Source organism: Mesorhizobium shangrilense (genome assembly GCF_040537815.1).
GTDB lineage: Bacteria > Pseudomonadota > Alphaproteobacteria > Rhizobiales > Rhizobiaceae > Mesorhizobium > Mesorhizobium shangrilense.
In genome coordinates, this window is record NZ_JBEWSZ010000001.1 from 4495135 (window position 1) to 4513918 (window position 18784).

Annotated in this window: 18 protein-coding genes and 1 tRNA gene; 8 read left to right on the plus strand and 11 right to left on the minus strand. The window is 63.3% G+C overall.

Features of this window, described 5'->3' with window-relative positions; genetic code table 11:
* Positions 1-7: 7 nt before the first annotated feature.
* From ABVQ20_RS21695 to ABVQ20_RS21715, 5 genes are all read right to left on the minus strand, one after another.
* Positions 8-3187 carry an efflux RND transporter permease subunit gene (locus ABVQ20_RS21695; RefSeq protein WP_354461518.1) on the minus strand — a complete coding sequence of 1060 codons (3180 nt, stop codon included), beginning with the start codon at positions 3185-3187 and terminating at the stop codon, positions 8-10.
* 4 nt (positions 3188-3191) lie between these two features.
* Positions 3192-4460, minus strand: coding sequence for an efflux RND transporter periplasmic adaptor subunit (locus ABVQ20_RS21700; RefSeq protein WP_354461519.1), 1269 nt, complete (start codon positions 4458-4460; stop codon positions 3192-3194).
* Entirely contained in the window at positions 4426-4746 is a 321-nt protein-coding gene (locus ABVQ20_RS21705; protein WP_354461520.1) for a hypothetical protein, read from the minus strand. The genes ABVQ20_RS21700 and ABVQ20_RS21705 overlap by 35 nt, the downstream gene beginning before the upstream one ends.
* Positions 4747-4754: 8 nt before the next feature.
* Positions 4755-4997 carry a hypothetical protein gene (locus tag ABVQ20_RS21710; RefSeq protein ID WP_354461521.1) on the minus strand — a complete coding sequence of 81 codons (243 nt, stop codon included), beginning with the start codon at positions 4995-4997 and terminating at the stop codon, positions 4755-4757.
* A 112-nt stretch (positions 4998-5109) separates the two neighbouring features.
* A complete protein-coding gene (locus tag ABVQ20_RS21715) occupies positions 5110-5796 on the minus strand; it encodes a hypothetical protein (RefSeq protein ID WP_354461522.1) in 687 nt (228 codons plus the stop codon).
* Positions 5797-6010: 214 nt separating this feature from the next.
* Between ABVQ20_RS21715 and ABVQ20_RS21720 the strand changes: the two genes are divergently transcribed.
* Positions 6011-6739, plus strand: coding sequence for a response regulator (locus ABVQ20_RS21720; RefSeq protein ID WP_354461523.1), 729 nt, complete (start codon positions 6011-6013; stop codon positions 6737-6739).
* Entirely contained in the window at positions 6736-7977 is a 1242-nt protein-coding gene (locus ABVQ20_RS21725) for an ATP-binding protein (RefSeq protein ID WP_354461524.1), read from the plus strand. The genes ABVQ20_RS21720 and ABVQ20_RS21725 overlap by 4 nt, the downstream gene beginning before the upstream one ends.
* 87 nt (positions 7978-8064) lie before the next feature.
* Here ABVQ20_RS21725 and ABVQ20_RS21730 read toward each other — a convergent pair.
* A tRNA-Arg gene (locus ABVQ20_RS21730) sits at positions 8065-8141 on the minus strand.
* A gap of 205 nt (positions 8142-8346) precedes the next feature.
* Positions 8347-9834, minus strand: a complete 1488-nt coding sequence (locus ABVQ20_RS21735) for an ATP-binding protein (protein WP_354461525.1) — start codon at positions 9832-9834, stop codon at positions 8347-8349.
* 302 nt (positions 9835-10136) lie between these two features.
* Here ABVQ20_RS21735 and rpmH point away from each other — a divergent pair, with 302 nt between their 5' ends.
* From rpmH to ABVQ20_RS21755, 4 genes are all read left to right on the plus strand, one after another.
* Positions 10137-10271: a 50S ribosomal protein L34 gene (rpmH, locus tag ABVQ20_RS21740; RefSeq protein WP_008833937.1), complete on the plus strand. Its 135-nt coding sequence runs from the start codon at positions 10137-10139 to the stop codon at positions 10269-10271.
* A gap of 17 nt (positions 10272-10288) precedes the next feature.
* On the plus strand, positions 10289-10642 hold the full coding sequence (gene rnpA, locus ABVQ20_RS21745; protein ID WP_354461526.1) for a ribonuclease P protein component: 354 nt from the start codon (positions 10289-10291) through the stop codon (positions 10640-10642).
* 14 nt (positions 10643-10656) lie between these two features.
* Positions 10657-12471 carry a membrane protein insertase YidC gene (gene yidC / locus ABVQ20_RS21750; protein ID WP_354461527.1) on the plus strand — a complete coding sequence of 605 codons (1815 nt, stop codon included), beginning with the start codon at positions 10657-10659 and terminating at the stop codon, positions 12469-12471.
* A 170-nt stretch (positions 12472-12641) separates the two neighbouring features.
* Positions 12642-13202 carry a fasciclin domain-containing protein gene (locus ABVQ20_RS21755; protein WP_354461528.1) on the plus strand — a complete coding sequence of 187 codons (561 nt, stop codon included), beginning with the start codon at positions 12642-12644 and terminating at the stop codon, positions 13200-13202.
* Positions 13203-13356: 154 nt separating this feature from the next.
* On the opposite strand, the gene ABVQ20_RS21760 is transcribed toward ABVQ20_RS21755, so the two are convergent.
* The 3 genes from ABVQ20_RS21760 to ABVQ20_RS21770 are packed head-to-tail and all read right to left on the minus strand — an operon-like array spanning position 13357 to position 16668.
* Positions 13357-14904: a DHA2 family efflux MFS transporter permease subunit gene (locus ABVQ20_RS21760; protein ID WP_354461529.1), complete on the minus strand. Its 1548-nt coding sequence runs from the start codon at positions 14902-14904 to the stop codon at positions 13357-13359.
* On the minus strand, positions 14901-16211 hold the full coding sequence (locus tag ABVQ20_RS21765; protein WP_354461530.1) for an HlyD family secretion protein: 1311 nt from the start codon (positions 16209-16211) through the stop codon (positions 14901-14903). Before ABVQ20_RS21765 ends, ABVQ20_RS21760 begins: the two co-directional genes overlap by 4 nt.
* Positions 16204-16668 (minus strand): MarR family winged helix-turn-helix transcriptional regulator, encoded by a 465-nt coding sequence (locus tag ABVQ20_RS21770; protein WP_354461531.1) that lies wholly within the window; start codon positions 16666-16668, stop codon positions 16204-16206. Before ABVQ20_RS21770 ends, ABVQ20_RS21765 begins: the two co-directional genes overlap by 8 nt.
* A gap of 175 nt (positions 16669-16843) precedes the next feature.
* Here ABVQ20_RS21770 and ABVQ20_RS21775 point away from each other — a divergent pair, with 175 nt between their 5' ends.
* Together ABVQ20_RS21775 and yihA are read left to right on the plus strand one after the other, a co-directional pair.
* Positions 16844-17158, plus strand: coding sequence for a hypothetical protein (locus tag ABVQ20_RS21775; protein ID WP_354461532.1), 315 nt, complete (start codon positions 16844-16846; stop codon positions 17156-17158).
* A gap of 175 nt (positions 17159-17333) precedes the next feature.
* Entirely contained in the window at positions 17334-17993 is a 660-nt protein-coding gene (gene yihA, locus ABVQ20_RS21785) for a ribosome biogenesis GTP-binding protein YihA/YsxC (RefSeq protein WP_354461533.1), read from the plus strand.
* Here yihA and ABVQ20_RS21790 read toward each other — a convergent pair.
* On the minus strand, positions 17990-18721 hold the full coding sequence (locus ABVQ20_RS21790) for a TetR/AcrR family transcriptional regulator (RefSeq protein ID WP_354461534.1): 732 nt from the start codon (positions 18719-18721) through the stop codon (positions 17990-17992). The two genes, yihA and ABVQ20_RS21790, sit on opposite strands and share 4 nt — an antisense overlap.
* Between the last annotated feature and the right edge of the window lie 63 nt (positions 18722-18784).

Below are 18784 nucleotides of genomic sequence, written 5' to 3' on the forward strand. Positions count from 1 at the left end.
AAAACCCTTATTGCTGGTTGGCTGGTGCCGGCGTCTCGCCCTTATCTTGCCCAGTCTCAGGCCCAGTATTCGGCCCAGCCTCCGGCTTGGCCGCCCTGCCCTTGAAGATGCGGCGCACCGTGACGAACAGCAGCGGCACCAGGAACACGCCGATCACGGTCGCCGCGATCATGCCGCCCATCACGCCGATACCGACGGAGTTCTGCGCCCCCGAGCCGGCGCCGCTGGCAATGGCGAGAGGCGTGACACCGAGGATGAAGGCCAGCGAGGTCATCAGGATCGGTCGCAGACGTTGTCGCGCCGCCTCCAGCGTCGCCTCGACAAGTCCCATGCCGGCCGCCTGCCGCTCGATGGCGAACTCGACGATGAGGATGGCGTTCTTGGCGGCGAGACCGATCGTGGTCAGCAAGCCGACCTTGAAGTAGACGTCGTTGGTCTGACCGAACAGAGTGGCCGCCGCGAGCGCGCCGAAGATGCCGATCGGCACCGACAGCATGACCGCGAACGGGATCGACCAGCTCTCATAGAGCGCGGCCAGGCACAGGAACACGACCAGTGCCGAGATCGCATAGAGCGACGTCGCCTGGTTGCCCGAAAGCCGCTCCTGGTGCGACAGCCCTGTCCATTCGTGGGAATATCCGGCAGGCAGTTGCGCGACGAGCTTGTCGATCTCGTCCATGGCGGCACCTGAACTCACGCCGGCGGCCGCCGCGCCCTGGATCTCGACCGCCGCCGAACCATTGTAGCGTTCGAGCCTGGGCGAGCCGAATGTCCAGTGGCTGGAGGCGAAGGCCGAGAACGGCACCATGGCGCCGTTGGCATTGCGGACCTGCCATTTGTCGAGGTCTTCCGGCTGCATCCGGAAGTCCGCGTCCGACTGCATATAGACCGGCTTCACCCGCCCGCGATCGATGAAATCGTTGACGTAGTTGCTGCCCCAGGCGGTCGAAAGCGTGTTGTTGATGTCGGCGAGGCTGACGCCCAGCGCGCTGGCTTTCTCCTGGTCGATGTCGACCGAGAATTGCGGCTGGTCCTCCTGCCCGTTGGGGCGCGTGCTGGTGAGCAGCTTGCTCTGCGCGGCAAGACCCAGAAGCTGGTTGCGCGTCTGGATCAGTGCGTCATGGCCAGCGCCATTGACGTCCTGCAGGTAGAAATCGAAACCGTTGGTGTTGCCGAACCCCTGGATGGCGGGAGGAGCGAGCGCGAAGACTTGCGCATCCCTGATCTTGGAGAAGGCGCCCATCGCGCGCCCAGCGATCGCCCGTGCGGCCAAAGCCGGCGATTTGCGCTGGCTGAAATCCTTCAGCCGAACAAAGCCGATGCCGACATTCTGCCCGGCGCCGCCGAAGCCGAAGCCAGAGGCGGTGAAGACCCCCTCGACCGCGTCCTTTTCTTCCTTGAGATAATGATCCGTGACCTCCGCCAGCACACGGTCGGTGCGGTCCTGCGTCGCGCCGACCGGCAATTGCACGCTGGTGATCAGGATGCCCTGGTCCTCTTCCGGCAGGAACGAACTTGGCAACCGGGCGAACATCCAGCCCATCGCCACGACGATGACCAGGAAGACGACGAGGAAGCGCTTGCCCCAGTTGATGATGCCGTGCGAGCCGTCGCGGTAGGCCGTCGTGCCGCGGTCGAAGACACGGTTGAACCAGCCGAATGGACCCGTCTGCGTCGCATGGTCCTTGGGCGGCCGCAGGATCGTGGCGCACAGCGCCGGGGTCAGCACCAGCGCGACCAGCACGGACAGCACCATCGCCGAGACGATGGTCACCGAGAATTGCCGGTAGATGATGCCCGTCGAGCCGCCGAAGAAAGCCATCGGCACGAAAACGGCCGACAGCACGGTGGCGATGCCGATCAGCGCGCCGGTGATCTCGTTCATCGACTTGCGCGTCGCCTCCTTCGGCGGCAGCCCTTCCTCCTGCATGACGCGTTCGACATTCTCGACCACCACGATGGCGTCGTCGACGAGCAGGCCGATGGCCAGCACCATGGCGAACATGGTGAGCGTATTGACGGAATAGCCGAACAGCGAGAGCACGCCGAACGTGCCGAGCAGCACCACGGGCACGGCGATGGTCGGGATGATCGTCGCGCGCAGGTTCTGCAGGAAGATGAACATCACCAGGAACACCAGCACGATCGCCTCGGCCAGCGTCTTGACCACCTCCTCGATCGACAGCCGAACGAAAGGCGAGGTGTCGTAGGGGTAGACGACCTCGACCCCTTGCGGGAAGGTCGAACTCAGACGGTTGATCGTCGAGCGCACGGCCTCGGCGGTGTTGATGGCGTTGGCGCCGGTGGCCAGATTGATGGCGACGCCGGCCGCGGGTTTGCCGTTGTAGTTGGCCGATGTCGTATAGCTTTCGGCGCCGAGCTCGACAGTGGCGACATCGTTGAGGCGGACCAGCGAGCCGTCCGTCTGGCTCTTCAGGATGATGTTGCGGAACTGTTCGGCGGTCTGCAGCCGGCTCTTGGCCGTCACCGTGGCATTGAGCTGCTGGCCCTTGCGCGCCGGCCGGCCGCCGAGCTGGCCTGCGGAGACCTGCGTGTTCTGCGCCTGGATCGCCGCGGCCACGTCGCTCGGCATCAAGGCATATTTGGCGAGCTTGTCGGGATCCAGCCAGATGCGCATGGCATAGCCGGAGCCAAACAGCTGCGTCGAGCCGACACCCGCGACGCGCTTCAGCGTGTCGTTGACGGTGGCGTTGATATAGTCGGCGAGATCGGTCGAGTTCATCTTGCCGTCGCTCGAGACGAAGCCGATGACCATCAGGAAGCCGGTCGAGGATTTGGAGACGGTGATGCCGTTGCTCTGCACCACCTGCGGCAGTTGCGACTGCACCAGCTGCAGCTTGTTCTGCGTCTGCACCTGGGCGGTGTCGGGATCGGCGGCACTGGTGAACGTCAGGATGATCGAGGCCGCGCCGGTCGAGGTCGAGGTCGCCGTCATGTAGTCGAGATTGTCGATGCCGGTCATGCCTTGCTCGATGACCTTGGTCACCGAATTCTCGACGGTCTGGGCGTCGGCGCCCGGATAGGTCGCGCTGATGCTCACCGTGGTGGGCGCGATCTGCGGATATTGCGAGATCGGCAGCGTGGTGAGCGCCAGGAGGCCGCCCAGCATGATCACGATGGCGATCACCCAGGCGAAGATCGGCCGGTTGATGAAGAATGCGGACATCGGCTCAGTTCCCGGTCGACTGGTTGCTGGCCATCTTGGATGGAGACGATGCCTGCGAGGTCCCCTGCGCGCGGTCCTTGACCTCTCCGGTCGTCTCGTCGATCGTCACTTCGACGCCCGTCGCATCACCGCCGGGGCGCACCAGTTGCATGCCCTCGACAATGACGCGGTCGCCGTCGCCGACGCCTGCGTCGACCAGCCAATTGTTGCCGATGGTGTTGCGCACGGTCAGGACGCGCGTCTCGACCTTCCCCGCGGCATTGATGACCATGGCCGTCGCCTCGCCCTTGGTGTTGCGGCTGACGGCGCGCTGCGGCACCAGGAAACTGTTCTGGGCGACACCCTCCTCGACCAGGGCCCGCACATACATGCCGGGCAGAAGCAGGCGGTCCGGATTGGGGAACTCGGCCCTCAGCGCGAAGGTGCCGGTGGTCTGGTCGACATTGGCGCCGGAGAATTCCAACTTGCCGGTCTGCGAATAGATGGTGCCGTTCTCGAGCTTCAGCTTGACGCTGACATTGGGGCCGCTGAACTTCAGCCGGCCCGCCGAGATCGCCTGGCGCAGATTGAGCAGATTGGTGCTCGATTGCGTGACATCTACATTGATCGGATCGAGCGCACGGATGGTGGTGAGCAAGGTATCCTGGTTGGCGGTGACAAGGGCTCCTGGCGTCAGCGAGGACTTGTCGATGCGGCCGGCGATCGGCGCGGTGATCTTGGTGTAGTCGAGATTGATGCGCGCGGCTTCGACACTGGCCTTGGCGGACGCCACATCCGCGTTGGCCTGTGCCAGCGTGGCCGCGGCATCGTCGTAATCCTGTTTCGAGACCACATTCTGCTTCAGCAATCCGGCATAGCGGTCGAACTTGGCCTGCGCCGTAGGCACTGCCGCTTCGGCCTTCTGCTGGGCCGCGACCGCGCTGTCATAGGCTGCCTGGTAGCTCGCGGGGTCGATGAGGTAGAGCGGCTGCCCGGCCACCACCTCGCTGCCCTCCTTGAACAGGCGCGCCTGGATGATGCCGTTCACCTGCGGACGCACGTCCGCGGTCAGCGAGGCCGTGGTGCGTCCCGGCAACTCGGCGGTGATGGCCACCGATTGCGGATGCACGGTGACGACGCCGACCTCGGGCTTGCCTGCACCGCCCATGCCGGCGGGAGCCTTGCTTTGTTCCTGCGAACAGGCAGCCAGGAAAACGGCGGCGGCAAGCATTGCAGCCCAGGGCGCGCGCCTGAATGGATTAGCCGACAAAGGAAACGGGCTGGGGATGGGCATGTCCTGGATCTTTCCCTGGAGTTGCGGTCGCGTGGCCGCCGGCACCGGACCGCTCCGCCAGGAGCGGAGCCTGGATGCGGGCCAACAGAGGCGAGGTCGAGCGGGTGAACCTGCCGGTCAAGGCAGTCGATGTCATGACGACAGGCCGCGCCCCTCTATGGGCGGTGCCGAGCAATGCTTCGAAGCGGCTCATGTCACGCTCCTTCTTCGCGGCCGGGGCGTACTCGATGATCGAGTTCCCGGCCGCGATGCCCATCGCCATCAATATCCCGATCCGCGGCGACATGCCAAGCCTTACGCGGTCTTGCGGTCATGATGTCCGTGGGGCGGCTGCGAAAGCGGAAGCGACAGGCGCCACGCGGCGAAGTTCAGTCGGATCGCGCCCTTTAGCGTGTCGACCGGCAAGGCCGGGGGTGTGATGCGTCCGGCCAGCGGCAAGCCGCGTCCGGCCAGCGGCAGGCCGCGGCCGGCACGACTGACCGACAACCTTGGACTGGCCGATGCGATCAGCCGCAGCATCATCATGGCTTCCCACATTGACGTGCTCCATTCCATGATTTGAACGATCCGATAGCGGGATACGCCGCTATCTGGCGAAGAGCCGGCCGGCCCGACACGGTTGGGCCCACGGGCCGGCCGGCGCAGCCGGTCAGAGCTGCTCGCCTTCCCGGGGTGGGGGAGGCGGAAGCTGTCTGCCATTGTCGGACGGACCTTCGGAGCCGGCTGCGTCATCCGGCGGGTTGGCCAACAGACCGGGGGGTGGTCCATGTGGCCTATCCGCCGAAGCAAGGATTTCGAGCTGTTCGGGTGTCAGTGTGGTGCGCAGCACCGTGATCGCATCCTTCAGCTTGGCGGCCGAAACCGCGCGAGCGGTGACGTCGTCAGCCAGCCTTTCCTGGAAGGCAAAGGGGTCACGCTTGGCTTCCGGGCCTGCGGCATCCGGGTCGCCTGGTCCACCACGACCATGGTCGGGCCGTGCCGGTGAAAGCACGGCCTGCAGCGCGCTGGTGTAGTCGCGCCACGCATCGAGCTGCTCGGCACGGATGCCAATGCGGGTCTCCAGCGCCGAAAGCCGGGCCGCGAGCATGAATTCCGGCGGCGGCCCCATGCGGCGGGGTCCAAAGCCTTCGGGCCTAAAACCTTGCGGACCGGCCCGCATCGGTCCATGCGGGCCAACCCCATTCTGGCCGAACCAAGCCATCGGGCCATGATCCGGTCCATCCTGCATTGCCATGGCGGGTGGCTGCTCACCCGGCCCGGGATCGGGCTGCGCCGCCAGCGCCGGATGGACGGCCGCGACAGAAAACAGGCCGAGCGCAAGAAGTCTGCTTCGCATCATGTTGTTCCTTTCTCTCATGCTTCGGTGGGCAGGAAGATAGGAGGCGACTTTTTCCGCTTCGCGTCGGTTTGTTGCCGAAGGTTTCCGCAAAAGGGCAATTTGTTTCCGAATGTTTCCCGTGCCCAGCCGGAAACATTGCGTTGCAAATTTCCATGCCGCGGGGCGCCACTCTCCCTATAATCGAGAGCAGGCAAGGCAGAACGGCAGGGCAATGCAGTCACAACCCCATATCCTCGTCGTTGACGACGACCGCGAGATCAGGACACTTCTCCAGCGCTATCTCGACGGGCAGGGCTTTCGCGTCTCGGCGGCCGCGGACCGGCGCGAATGCGAGCAGAAGCTTGGCTCGAGCCAGTTCGACCTGATGGTGCTCGACGTCATGCTGCCAGACGGCTCGGGGCTCGATATCTGCCGCGGCCTGCGTGACCGCAAACCGCATATCCCCGTCATCCTGCTGACGGCGCTGAAGGAGGATGTCGACCGCATCATCGGCCTGGAGCTTGGGGCCGACGACTATCTCGGCAAGCCCTTCAATCCGCGCGAACTCACCGCCCGTATCCGCGCCGTGCTGAGGCGCTCGGCGCCCGACGACGCGCCAGCGCCACCACGCCCACGTATCTATCGCTTCGCCAGCTACAGGCTGGAGCCGGACACCCGCAAGGTGACGGATGCGCAAGGCGTGGCCATCGATCTCACCGGCGCCGAGTTCGACCTGCTGCAGGTGTTTCTCGACCGTCCCGGCCGGCTTTTGTCGCGAGACCAGCTTCTCGATCTGACGCAAGGCCGCGGGCGCGATCCGCTCGAACGCTCCGTCGATGTGCTGATGAGCCGGCTGCGCCGCAAATTCACGGAAACCGGCGACGGGCCGCTGTTCAAGACGGTGCGCAATGGCGGCTACCAGCTCACCGCGCGCGTCGAGGCGGCGGAGACCGGGGCATGAACTCGCTACGCCGGCGCCTCATCCTGTTGCTGGTCGCCTCGATCGTCGGCGTGGTCGGCCTGGCAACAGTCGCAGTACTCAGCGTCCGGGGTGGAGGACCGCCCCCGGAATTGACCGTGCCATGGGTTGCCCAACAGATGGAACTCGTGGTCCGGCTTGCGCCTGATCAGATTCCGGACGTTCTGCGGGTACAACTGAGCGACCATCCCGCAAGCGGCAAGGTGGACCGCCCAAAAACGGGGATGCTCAACGACATACTGCGCCGCCGGGGTCTCGACCTTCTGGCTTTTGTCACCGACAAGGGGGATGAACCCGGGCAGCTTGCATCGGTGCGCCTGCCCGACAATCGCTGGGCGATCCTGGAAGTTCCCCACATCAGTCCGCCAAGGCGCGAGTGGCTGGTTCTCGCCGGTTGGATCTCGCTGATCGTCGCCGGCGCCACGGCCGTCTCGGTCTATTTCACCGCCGTGCTCATCCGGCCACTCGAAATGCTGGAAACCGCTGTCTCCAAGATCGGATCGGATGGCGTGCTGGCGGCGGTTCCGGAAGTGGGCTCGGCCGAAGTCAAGGCGACGGCGCATGCGCTGAACCAGCTGTCATCCAGGCTGCGGACAGCCATGGAGAGCCGCATGCGCCTGGTCGCCGCCGCCGGCCACGACCTGCGCACGCCGATGACGCGCATGCGCCTGCGCGCCGAGTTCCTCGAAGAGGAACGCGACAAATGGCTTCACGATCTCGATGAGCTCGACCGCATCGCCGACAGCGCCATCCGGCTGGTCCGCGAGGAGGTGGACCAGGACGCGGTCGAGCCGGTGGATCTGGAAAGAGTGGTCCGCGATCTCGAAACCGAGATGACCTCGCTTGGACATGCGGTATCGATGCGGCATCTCGACAAGGTCTTCGTGCGGGCCGGCGCGCTTGGCCTGCGCCGGGCGTTGCGCAACCTGATCGTCAACGCCGCCACGCATGGCAAGGGCTGTGACGTCTCGCTGTCCGCCACGGGCGGACAGGCCGTGCTCACCATTGCCGATAACGGGCCGGGCATCCCGGCGGAACTGCTGAACAAGGCATTCGAGCCGTTTTTCCGCGTCGATCCCGCCCGCCGGCAATCCGTCCCGGGCGCGGGCCTCGGCCTCGCCATCGCCAAGGAAATCATCGAACGCTATGGCGGAACCATTGTGTTGGAGAACCGCCCTGGCGGCGGCCTCTCCCAGAAGGTCGTTTTCGCCGCTGTTTGAACGGGCGCCCTACGGCCCCACGGACGGACGGCTTATTGGAAGCAAGCAAAGCCGGTTTGACCCAAGGGGACAGTTTGCAGAGTCAAATGGCGCGCCCGAAGAGATTCGAACTCCTGACCCCCAGATTCGTAGTCTGGTGCTCTATCCAGCTGAGCTACGGGCGCGCAACAGGCCATACATTGCATGGCCTCGCGAACCGATCCTGACGACCGGTCACGAACATGAAGCGTTCACTAGCGACTGATTTTGCGAAAAGCAAGCCGCTGTGCAAAAGTTTTGCCAGGGATGTGTCAATCAAATGACGGCAAGGCTGACGGAGCCGGCGCCAGCATCAGAGGCCGCGCGACAGGCGCCGCACGAAATAACTGATCAGGCCGGGCGGCGCAGGCCGTTGCGGGCCTGATCGAGCCGGACAGGCTGGTCGGGGATGGTGACCGCGAATGTGGTGCGGCCGCCAATGCTCTCGACAAGCTCCACGGTCCCGCCATGGGCGCGGATCAATTCATGGGCGATCGCCAGGCCCAGCCCAGTGCCGCCGCTGCGCGCCGAGCCACGGAACGCCGCGAACAGGTTCTCGCGGGCCTTTGGCGGCAGGCCCGGCCCGGTGTCGGTGACGACGATGCGGCTGACACTGCCCAGGCGCTCACTCGACACGGCTAGACGCCGGATCAGCGCGTTTTCGCTGTCCGCCGCCATGGCCTGCACGGAATTGCGGCACAGATTGGTGAGCACGCGAAACAGCTGGTCGGAGTCTGCATCCACCTCGAAGGCCGGTTCGACGCCATTGACGAACTCGATGCCCTCGCCGATGTCGAGCAGGCCGTGCACATCCTCGACCAATTGGCGCAGCCGCACCCTGCGACGCGAAGGCGCCGGCTCCTGCGTGCGACCATAGGCCAGCACGCCTTCCGAATAGGAGACGGCCCGGTCGAGCGCGCGCAGAAGTTTCGGCGCGAACGACTGCACGGTGGGGTCTTTCACCTGGCGCAGGCGGTCCGACATCAGCTGCGCCGAAGCCAGGATGTTGCGCATGTCGTGGTTGATCTTCGACACGGCGAGTCCAAGGTCGGCGAGATGCTTCTGCTCGGACAGCATCTTCTGCAGGCGCTCCTGCATCTGCGACAGTTCACGCTCGGCGACGCCGATCTCGTCGGCGCGATCAGCCGGATGAATGATGCGTCTGGGATCGTCGGGAGCCTCGGAGAAGGACAGCATGGAGCGCGTCATCGCCCGGATCGGCCCGATCATGATCAGGTCGATGGCTGCGTAGACCAGCATCGCGGTGAACAGCGAGATCAGCAGCGAGACGAAGGCGACATTGCGCGAATAGACGAGCATGGCGTTGCGCAACCTGTAGTCCGGCATGATCAGCTCGAACTCCTTGTCGCTCTCGCCGACCGGCCCGAAGACGCGCAGCATGCGGTCGCCGCCGAAGAACAGCGTATCCAGCGCCCCGGTCATTCCCTTGATCATGCCTATGCTGGCGAGATCGATGTGCTCGTCGACCTGCGGCGGCATCTCGGCCACCACCAGCAGCCGCGAGACGCCGCCGTCGCGCACCGCGATGGCCTTGGCGCCGATCGACATCAGCACGTCGTTCTGGGCCGCTCGTGACAGGGACGGGGATTCACCCTCAACCAGGACGATGGACACGGCGGCGGCGGTGCTGAGCCTCTCCTTCAGCCAGCTCAGCCGGTAGCTGGCGATCCAGGGCAGGAAGATCAGAACTTCCGCCAGCAGCACGAAAACGATGGTGAGCAGCAGCAGCTTTGTCGACAGTCCGCGCGACAAGGGCACCCGCCGGGCGGCGGTTTTCGCCGGTCCGGTGCCTTCTTCCGCGGGGACGGTTTCACTCATGCGATTCTGTCTTCACGATCACTTGATCAGCCAAGACTAGGCGATTACGGCTTTTTTGCCAATTTCATCCTTCATCGAGACACAAACGCACAGGCAAGCATCTGGTGCCATCGACGTGACGACGTCGGGCGATCGACCCTGTCAACGCTGGATTGACTTCCAAAAGCCTTCTTTCTATAAGCCCGCACACGCTCGGGCCATTCGTCCCGGCGCGGTTTCGATCGCGCCAAAACCGGCCCGGCAAAGCTCCTGTTACAAAGTGACAGACACAAGAAGGGCCGCACCCCGCGGTATTAAAACAAATGAAGCGTACCTACCAACCGTCCAAACTCGTCCGCAAACGCCGGCACGGCTTCCGTGCCCGCATGGCCACCAAGGGTGGTCGTGGCGTCGTCGCAGCTCGCCGCAATCGCGGTCGCAAGCGGCTCAGCGCCTAAAGCGGAAGACGAAATCGTTGTCCGCAACCGGCAAGCCAGTGGGGCCAAATCCCAAGCGGCTTCTGAAACGCGCGGAATTCCTGGCCGTCCGTCGTGGTGAAAAGCGACGCGGGCGGCTTTTCCTCGTCGAGGTCCTCGACCGCGGCGACCGCGAGGCGCCGCGCGTCGGTTACACCGTCACCAAGAAGGTGGGCAACGCAGTCGTGCGCAACCGCGTCAGGCGGCGGCTCAGGGAAGCCGTACGCATCCATGCCGCAGATGACATGGTGCCCGGCAATGATTATGTCATCGTCGGACGCGAAGATGTGCTCTCCGCCCCCTTCGGCCAGTTGAAGGCCGAACTCTCCCGCCGAATTCGCGGAACACGATAGGCCAAGGGCTCTCGATGGAAAACAACCGTAACTTCTTCATCACCATCGCGCTGTCGGTGCTGATCCTCACTCTATGGCAGGTGTTCTACATGAACCCGCGCGTGGAGGCGCAGCGCGAGGCCGCCAAGGTCGAGCAGCAGCGCGTGGAGGAGCAGAAGAAGACGACTGGCGCCAATCCAGGCGCCTCCGGGACGCCGACGCCGACGCCGCAAGGCACCATTCCGAACACGTCCGGCGGCGAAGCCGTGACCGCGGCCAGCCGCGACCAGGCGCTGACGGCTTCAAAGCGCGTCAAGATCGACACACCGAGCCTGGAAGGCTCGATCAACCTGGTCGGTGCGCGTCTCGATGACCTCAAGCTCAAGCACTACACCGAAACCGTAGACAAGAATTCGCCCGAGATATCGCTGCTGAACCCGCAGGCACTGCCCACCGGCTATTTCGCCGAGATAGGCTTTGTCGGCAACGAAAAGACCGGTGCGGTGCCAGGCGCGGAGACGGTGTGGAGCGTGGACGGCAATCCGACGCTGACCCCGTCGACGCCGGTGACGCTCACCTACACCAACGACAGGGGCCTGACTTTCAAGCGCACCATCTCCGTCGACGACAACTACATGTTCACGGTCTCGGATACGGTGCAGAATTCCGGGAGCAGCGCCGTTTCGCTGTTCAACTATGGCCGCGTCACCCGCTACGACAAGCCGGCCGTGGCCAGCACCTACGTGCTGCATGAGGGCCTGATCGGCTTCACCGGCACCGAGGGCCTCCAGGAGCACAAATATGCCTCCATCGAGAAGGACAAGCAGGTAACGCCGGGCAAGTCGACCGATGGCTGGCTGGGCATCACCGACAAATACTGGGCGGTGACGCTAGTTCCGAGCGAGAAGCAGCCGTTCCAGCCGCGCTTCGCCTTTTTCGAGGACGGCCGCCATCGCTACCAGTCGGACTTCCTCACCGACCCGATCAATATCGATGCCGGCCAGTCCGCGACCGTCGAGACCGCGGTCTTCGCCGGCGCCAAGGAAGTCGCCAAGATCAACGCCTATGCCGAAGACCGCCACATCAAGCGGTTCGACCTCTTGATCGACTGGGGCTGGTTCCACTTCATCACCAAGCCGATGTTCTGGCTGATCGATACGCTCTACAAATTCCTGGGCAATTTCGGCCTCGCCATCCTGGCGACGACCGTCATCGTCAAGGCCATCTTCTTCCCGCTCGCCAACAAGTCCTACGCGTCGATGGCGAACATGAAGAAGGTGCAGCCCAAGATGCTGGAAATCCGCGAGAAATACGCGGACGACAAGATGAAGCAGCAGCAGGCGATGATGGAGCTGTACAAGACCGAGAAGATCAACCCGCTCGCCGGCTGCTGGCCGGTGGCGCTGCAGATTCCGGTCTTCTTCTCGCTCTACAAGGTGCTCTACATCACCATCGAGATGCGGCACGCGCCGTTCTTCGGCTGGATCCAGGATCTGGCGGCGCCGGATCCGACCTCGATCTTCAATCTGTTCGGCCTCGTTCCGATCACCCTGCCGCACATGCTGATGATCGGCGTCTGGCCGCTGATCATGGGCGTCACCATGTTCCTGCAGATGCGCATGAACCCGACGCCGCCAGATCCGACGCAGGCCGCGATCTTCACCTGGATGCCCGTCATCTTCACCTTCATGATGGCCGGTTTCCCGGCGGGCCTCGTCATCTACTGGGCCTGGAACAACACGCTGTCGATCCTGCAGCAGGGCGTGATCATGAAGCGCCAGGGTGCCAAGATCGAATTGTGGGACAATCTGGTCGCGCTGTTTCGAAAGAAACCATCACCGGCGGAATAGACCGCGCTCCCGATAATCCAAAAGCCCCGGTCCGCCCGGGGCTTTTTTGTTGGCACGGCGGCCGATGTTTCTGGCGAGCCGTGAAACTTTGCCTCGCCGCATGCCGTGACTGCTTCCGTAGCAAAATTCCAGGGCCGTCAATTTCGGCGAGCCATTGCACGGAGGAAGTCATGCGTTTCCAGTCGTTCAGAACCATTGCGTTTTCGGCATTCATCGCCAGCGCCACGATGCTCGCCCCCGCCTATGCCAAGGATCCGATGGTCGGCGGCGCGGCGATGTACGCCAACAAGAACATCATCCAGAACGCCGTCAACTCCAAGGATCACACGACGCTGGTCGCCGCGGTCAAGGCCGCCGGGCTTGTCGACACGCTGCAGGGCGCCGGCCCGTTCACCGTCTTTGCGCCGACCAACGAGGCGTTTGCCGCATTGCCCAAGGGCACGGTCGACACACTGTTGAAGCCTGAGAACAAAGGCAAACTCACCAAGATCCTGACCGCGCATGTCGTTGCCGGCAAGATTTCGGGCGCCGAAATGATGAAGAAGGCCAAGGCAATGGGCGGCAAATATGAGATGAAGACCGTCAGCGGCGATACGCTGACGGCCGAGGTCAAGAGCGGCAAGCTCTACATCGTGGATGATTCCGGCGGTGAAGCCCGCGTGACGATCGCCGACGTCAACCAGTCGAACGGCGTCATCCACGTCGTCAACAAGGTGCTGTTGCCGAAGTAACGGCTCCAGTGGGGGAAGGCGCCCCTCGGCCTCCTGGGCCGCCTTCCCAGCTTCGCGAGAGGCAAGGTTTGGGGGAGCCGTCTCGGCAACGGTCGGGGCTCCGCATATCCTGCGGAGCCCCGGTTTTTTGTGTGCCGTCGATGATGCGGCAGCCTTATTCCGCGATGGCGCTGTGGTCGACCTTGGCCGGCGTCGTCGGCTTGCGCAGCAGCAGAACCAGCGGGATGGCGGCCAGCGACAGGATCATCATCAGCTTGAAATCGTTCATATAGCTGATGATCGTCGCCTGCAGCGTGACCACGCCGTCGAGCGCGGCACGACCCGCCGCGGTATAGGGGTTCATGGCCTGGAAGATCGCCGGGTTGCCGAACGCGTGGTTGTAGGGCGTCACATAGGTGGCGATGTTGGCATGGTTGATCTGCACGTTCTGCGTCAGAAGCGCGGTGACGACCGATATGCCCACGCTGGAGCCTATGTTTCGCGACAGATTGTAGAGGCCGGTTCCTTCAGAGCGCCGCTCCGGAGCCAGCGTGGCGAAGGTGATGGTCGTCAGCGGAACGAACAGGAAGCCGAGCCCCGCACCCTGAATGAAGCCGGTGCTGATGATCGTCCATTGCGAGACGTCGGGTGTCCAGCCGGTCATGTCGTACATGGCCCAGGCGGTAACCAGCAGGCCGGTCAGCAGCAGCCAGCGCGTGTCGACCTTGCCGATCAGCTTGCCGACCAGGAACATGCACGCCATGGTGCCAAGTCCACGCGGACCCATGACGATGCCAGCGGTCACCACAGGATAGCCCATCAGCGTCTGCAGATAGGGCGTCATCAAGGCCAGCGAGGCCAGATAGGTGATGCCGATGATGAAAATGAAGACCATGCCGACAGCAAAGTTCCTGTCGAGGAACAGTCTTGGATTCACGAAGGTGTTGCGGGCGGTGAAGGTGTGGACGAGGAAGATATAGAAGGCCGATGCGCAAACCAGCGCCTCGATGATGATCTCGGACGATGAGAACCAGTTGAGCTGCTCGCCGCGATCGAGAAACATCTGCAGGGCCGCGATGGCGATGCTGAGCATACTGAACCCCAGCCAGTCGAGCCTTGCCCTGATGTCCACCTTCGTTTCCTGGACGAACATCCACACGCCCGCGAAAGCCAGGGCGCCGATCGGCACATTGATGTAGAAGACCCAGCGCCAGCTGACATTTTCGGTCAGCCAGCCGCCGATGACCGGCCCGAGCACCGGTCCGACCATGACGGAGACACCGAACAGCGCCATGGCCGAGCCGCGTTCTTCCACGCTGTAGATATCCAGCAGGATGCTCTGCGACAGCGGGACGAGAGCGGCGCCGAACAGACCCTGCAGCAGACGGAAGCCGACGATCTGCGGCAGCGACTGCGCGAAGCCGCAAAGCACCGAGGCGACGACGAAACCGGTGATGGACGTCAGCAGGATGCGCTTGCGGCCGAAGCGATTGGCAAGGTAGCCGGAAGGCGGCGTCATGACGGCCGCCGCGACGATGTAGGAGGTCAGCACCCAATTGATCTGGTCGGCGCTCGCCGACACGCTGCCCTGGATGTAGGGCAGCGCGACGTTGGCGATGGTCGTGTCCAGCGCCTGCATGATGACGGCCAGGATCACGCAGGCGGTGATGGCGCCGCGATTGGCGATCACCGATGTGCCACCTGTCGCGGACGTGCTGGTCATGATGCCAACCCGAACCTTTTCATGAGATCCGTCACGAAGTCCGGCAGGCCGCGCGCATGGCCGGTATCGATGCCGACGACGACGCTCATTCCGCCCCTGAGCGGCGGCTTGTCCTGGAGATCATCGACGGTGACGCGCATGGGAATGCGCTGCACGACCTTGACCCAGTTGCCGGTGGTGTTCTGCGCGGGAAGCAACGAGAAGCTCGACGACGAAGCCGGGCTGATGCTGGCGACCGTGCCATGCCAGACCGTGCCAGGATAAGTGTCGACGCTGATGGTCGCCGTCTGCCCGGGACGGACATAGGTCAGCTCGGTTTCCTTCGGCTCCGCCGCGATCCACAGGTCGGTTGACGACACCAGGCTGAATGCGGGCTGCGAAGCCGGCAGGTACCGACCGACCTGAAGCGCGTCGACATTGGTGACGATGCCGTCGAACGGCGCCTTGACGATGGAATCATTGAGATTGCGCTGGGCGTCGTCAACGGCCGACTGGGTCTGGAGATAGAAGGGGTTCTTCTCGATGGGCTGGTTGGCGTCGCCACCGAGCTGGGCAAGCATCGCCTGTGCCTGTGCCTTGGCGACAGACACTTTCTGGCGGGCCGCCACGAGGTCGTGCTGGGCGCTGTCGAAGGTCGCTTTGGAGGCCGTGGATGTCTTGAGAAGATCCTGCTGGCGGGCGAAGGCGGCCTCGTAATAGGGAATATCGGCCTCAGCCTGCTCGATCTGTGCCTGCGACTGCTGGTAGCTCGCCTGCAAGGTCAGCACCTGGTTGCGCACAGTTCCGAGCTGGGCCTGAGCAGCGGCGAGAGCGGTTTCGAAAGAGGGCGGCCTCAACCGGAAAAGCACGTCGCCCTTCTTGACCGCCTGATTGTCGTGCACATTGATTTCGGAGACCGTGCCGGAGACATCGGTGGAAACGCCGAGCGACTGGGCCTGGATATAGGCATTGTCGGTCGTCATCACCTGGCCGCCGGTAACATAATAATAGCCGCCGATGACCAGCGCGACCGGAAGCAGGGCAAAAAGGATCGGTCGCCTCAGGCTGCGCCTGGGCTTGACCGGCGCCGGTGCCGGCGGCGGTGCAACGGCAACCGGTGCTTGCTGGGGCTGCGTGGCCGGAGCCTCCAGTGCCGCCGGCGCCAGTGCAACGGGTGTTTCCGGCTCGTCGTCAACGATGACGGGACTGGCCTTCCTCTGTTCGCGCTCGCTGTCGAGCCGGATCACCTGATCGCCGGCGCGGGGCGCGGATGAGGCCCCCTCGACCGGTTCCTCTTCATATTTCTTGGGTGAGGTTGAATCAGTCATGTACTTTCTCCCGGCCGACGACTGGCTGGACGCAAGCCTCGAACAGATTGGATTTCATCAGGCAAAGGGTTTGCAGCAGGTGCTGCTGCTCATCATCCGAAAGGCCGACAAAGGCTTCGTTTCGCGTTTTCTGGCCGTTGTCGCGCATGATATCGAGCAGCGGATGCGCCTTGGGGGTGAGGTAGAGCAGCCATGCCCTGCGGTCGGCGGGATTGGGCCGCCGTTCAATGAGCCCCTTGGCTTCCATCTTGTCGAGCAGCCGGGCGAGCGTGATCGGCATCGTCTCGACGAGGTCGGCCAGCTTGGTCTGGTGGATGCCTTCGTTGCGGGACAGATAGGCCAGGACCTGCCATTGGGTCCGGGTCAGTCCGAAGGTCCGGGAACGCTGCTCAAACCGCTTTCTGAGCAGGCGCGCCACATCGTGCAGCACGAAGCTGATGTTGGGTGAAGATGCCATGGGGAGTGTCGGGGTTGTTGACGCGACTTTTAGTAGGCATGCTTATTATCACCTATGCTTATAATCCTGCTGGACGCCGCGCACAAGACGGATTAACCCGTTTGGTAAAAAATGTCGCACGTGCTGCGTGCAGCAAAAGTTGCGGTAATGTCGGATTTCCGGCGAGGACATGATGATGAATTGGCTCAAGATCGCGACCCTGGTGACCCTGGCAGGATACCCGAGCCTAGCGGTCGCGCAGGGTGCTGCCAGTTGCGGTGGCGCCGCCATGCTGGGTGGGGCGCAATTGAACTGCAGCCACGTCAATCCCAAGGCGCCAAACCAGTTCTGCACCTTTAGCTGGGCCTTGCACACAACGGCTGGTGACCAGAAAGTCGTTGAAGGCACCTTCATGTTGCCGCCAGGGGCCGCGAACGTCACAATCTACCAGGGCAGTGGTTTCGACAGCGCGCTGTCCGATCCGATCGTGATCTGCAGGGATGCCAATTGAGCGGAAGCCGCGTAAGGCTAGCTCATCAGCCGATTGGTGCTATAGGGCGGATCACGCTATTTTGAATGCATGCGAATTTCGCCGCATCAGCCTGGCGGGACTGGCCGGTGGACAAAATCAGCCGTAACCTCGATGCCATTCGTGGCGCCAACATCTCTCTTCTGGAGGCAACGGTTTGAACACTTTGAACGGGACCACGATCAGCACCGAACTGTTCACCAAGGCGTGGGTCTTCATCCGCGGCGTGCCGGCGATGAAATTCCTGCCGCCGGAAGGGCCGCCCGAAATCGCCTTCGCCGGCCGCTCGAACGTCGGCAAGTCGTCGCTGATCAACGCGCTGGTCAATCAGAAGGGACTGGCGCGCACCTCCAACACGCCGGGGCGGACGCAGGAGCTCAATTATTTCGTGCCGGATGGGTTTTCGGGCGAAGGCGCGGATCTGCCACCCCTGGCGCTCGTCGACATGCCCGGCTACGGCTATGCGACCGCGCCCAAGGAAAAGGTCGACGAGTGGACGAAGCTGGTCTTCGACTATCTCAAGGGCCGCGTCACGCTGAAGCGCGTTTACGTGCTGATCGATGCCCGCCATGGCATCAAGGCCAAGGATGACGAGGTGCTGTCGTTGCTCGACAAGGCGGCCGTGTCCTACCAGATCGTGCTGACCAAGACCGACAAGATCAAGGCCGCGGGCGTGCCGAGACTGATCGAGGAAACGCTTCTGAAGATCAAGCGACGGCCCGCGGCGTTCCCGTTCGTTCTGGCGACGTCCTCGGAAAAAGCCGAAGGTCTCGAAGAGTTGCAGGCTGCGATCGTGCTTGCCGCCAATGGCGGCTAGAGCTTTGCCTCTTTTGCGATCACCTGGTCGCTTTCTTCCGTTGCAAGCTGCTCGGTGCCATAGAACTTCAGGAACATATCGACACCCGAACTGACGATATGCTCGATCTCGGCTGAGCTCGGCGCCTTGGTGCGATAGTTAAAGATGCACTGGCGGAAAAGACCGGCCAGACAGAGTTCGGTGAACTGATACGCGGCCAGGTCAACATCGGCTATGTTCAGCAGACCGCGCTCGATGGCGGCGTTGAGAAAGATCACGATCTTGTCGTGTCCGCGCTTGGGACCGCGCTCGTAGAAGCGCGTGCCAAGTTCCGGAATTCGGTCCGCCGCGCCGACGACGGTGCGTTGCGCCTGGATGACCTTGGCCGAGGTGATCTTGGCCGAAAGCACCTTGCCGAACTTCACCAGCGTCGCCCGAAGATCGCCGATCTGATCGAGAACATCATACATGTTCTTGAAGATCGTGCTGCGCTCTTCCTCGATCAGCGCCTCGAACAGTTCTTCCTTGTTGGCGAAGTAGACGTAGATCGTGCCCTTGGAAACGCCGGCTTCGCGGGTGATGTCGTTCATCGACGCCGCTTCGAAGCCCTTGTCGATGAAGACACGGCGCGCGCCGTCGATGATCTGCCCGCGCTTGATGGGATCCTGTCCCGCCGCCGGACGACCGCGAGGAAGGATTTCCAGCAGGTCGCACGGATCATCGCCGATTTTGGGTAATATCTCGCCCATAACGTCACCTCGAAAATAATTCGAACCAACCGGTTCGATTGCCCCTTGATATGGGCCTCTTTA

Excerpts from the sequence above, each read along its gene's own strand:
- ABVQ20_RS21705 (WP_354461520.1), bottom strand. The coding sequence starts at position 4,746 with ATGTCGCCGCGGATCGGGATATTGATGGCGATGGGCATCGCGGCCGGG.
- ABVQ20_RS21760 (WP_354461529.1), bottom strand. The coding sequence starts at position 14,904 with ATGACCAGCACGTCCGCGACAGGTGGCACATCGGTGATCGCCAATCGC.
- yidC (WP_354461527.1), top strand. The coding sequence starts at position 10,657 with ATGGAAAACAACCGTAACTTCTTCATCACCATCGCGCTGTCGGTGCTG.
- ABVQ20_RS21710 (WP_354461521.1), bottom strand. The coding sequence starts at position 4,997 with ATGTGGGAAGCCATGATGATGCTGCGGCTGATCGCATCGGCCAGTCCA.
- ABVQ20_RS21715 (WP_354461522.1), bottom strand. The coding sequence starts at position 5,796 with ATGCGAAGCAGACTTCTTGCGCTCGGCCTGTTTTCTGTCGCGGCCGTC.
- ABVQ20_RS21765 (WP_354461530.1), bottom strand. The coding sequence starts at position 16,211 with ATGACTGATTCAACCTCACCCAAGAAATATGAAGAGGAACCGGTCGAG.
- ABVQ20_RS21720 (WP_354461523.1), top strand. The coding sequence starts at position 6,011 with ATGCAGTCACAACCCCATATCCTCGTCGTTGACGACGACCGCGAGATC.
- ABVQ20_RS21775 (WP_354461532.1), top strand. The coding sequence starts at position 16,844 with ATGAATTGGCTCAAGATCGCGACCCTGGTGACCCTGGCAGGATACCCG.
- ABVQ20_RS21735 (WP_354461525.1), bottom strand. The coding sequence starts at position 9,834 with ATGAGTGAAACCGTCCCCGCGGAAGAAGGCACCGGACCGGCGAAAACC.
- rpmH (WP_008833937.1), top strand. The coding sequence starts at position 10,137 with ATGAAGCGTACCTACCAACCGTCCAAACTCGTCCGCAAACGCCGGCAC.
- ABVQ20_RS21725 (WP_354461524.1), top strand. The coding sequence starts at position 6,736 with ATGAACTCGCTACGCCGGCGCCTCATCCTGTTGCTGGTCGCCTCGATC.
- ABVQ20_RS21790 (WP_354461534.1), bottom strand. The coding sequence starts at position 18,721 with ATGGGCGAGATATTACCCAAAATCGGCGATGATCCGTGCGACCTGCTG.
- ABVQ20_RS21695 (WP_354461518.1), bottom strand. The coding sequence starts at position 3,187 with ATGTCCGCATTCTTCATCAACCGGCCGATCTTCGCCTGGGTGATCGCC.
- ABVQ20_RS21700 (WP_354461519.1), bottom strand. The coding sequence starts at position 4,460 with ATGCCCATCCCCAGCCCGTTTCCTTTGTCGGCTAATCCATTCAGGCGC.
- ABVQ20_RS21755 (WP_354461528.1), top strand. The coding sequence starts at position 12,642 with ATGCGTTTCCAGTCGTTCAGAACCATTGCGTTTTCGGCATTCATCGCC.
- ABVQ20_RS21770 (WP_354461531.1), bottom strand. The coding sequence starts at position 16,668 with ATGGCATCTTCACCCAACATCAGCTTCGTGCTGCACGATGTGGCGCGC.